Genomic DNA, 557 nt, shown 5'->3' with positions numbered 1-557 from the left:
CCATCACGAACAACGGCCGGGTTGCTCTCGCTGTCGTGGGCGAAGCGGACCAGCACGCCGCCCGCGGACGCCTTCCGCGCCTTCGCGTCCAGCCCGTGAGGCTCCGGGTGCGCGTGATGGACCACCACGGCAAGCCCGTCCAGGTGGCACTTCTCCCGGACCTGTCGGGCCAAGTACAAGGCCTTCTCGACGGCCTGGCCCGCCGCGCTGGCCTCCGGGTCCTCGTCGGAGAGACGATCCGACTCGAAGAACTCGCTGTACCACTGCACGGCGCCATCGCTGTCGCAGATCGCGAAGGAGTTCGCCTCCGCGTCGCCGGCGGTGAACAGGTGCAGGACCGGCTCGCCCGCGGTCACGGACTCGAGGTGCGCCACGCGCTCGTTGTGCTCGCGCGTGCGCATCGCGGGGAAGTCGATGTCGAGCTGCTTGTCGAGCTCGGCGATGATCTTCGGCCAGACACCCTTGGCCTTCTTCATCACCTCCGACGTCCGGATCAGCTCAACGATCGTCTCCGACGTCTCGGCCGATCGAAGTTCGTCGATGTGCTCGGAGACGAA

General features: G+C 67.5%; 1 protein-coding gene. It reads right to left on the bottom strand.

From position 1 onward, the window contains the following. A partial coding sequence (locus FK268_RS24525) for a hypothetical protein (RefSeq protein ID WP_158636221.1) occupies positions 1 to 557 on the bottom strand: 557 nt, incomplete at both ends.

The sequence above is a fragment of the Tsukamurella sputi genome (genome assembly GCF_007858445.1).
Lineage (GTDB): Bacteria > Actinomycetota > Actinomycetes > Mycobacteriales > Mycobacteriaceae > Tsukamurella > Tsukamurella sputi.
The sequence above is the reverse complement of the archived record's forward strand: the minus strand, read 5'-3'. Positions and strand labels throughout refer to the sequence as shown.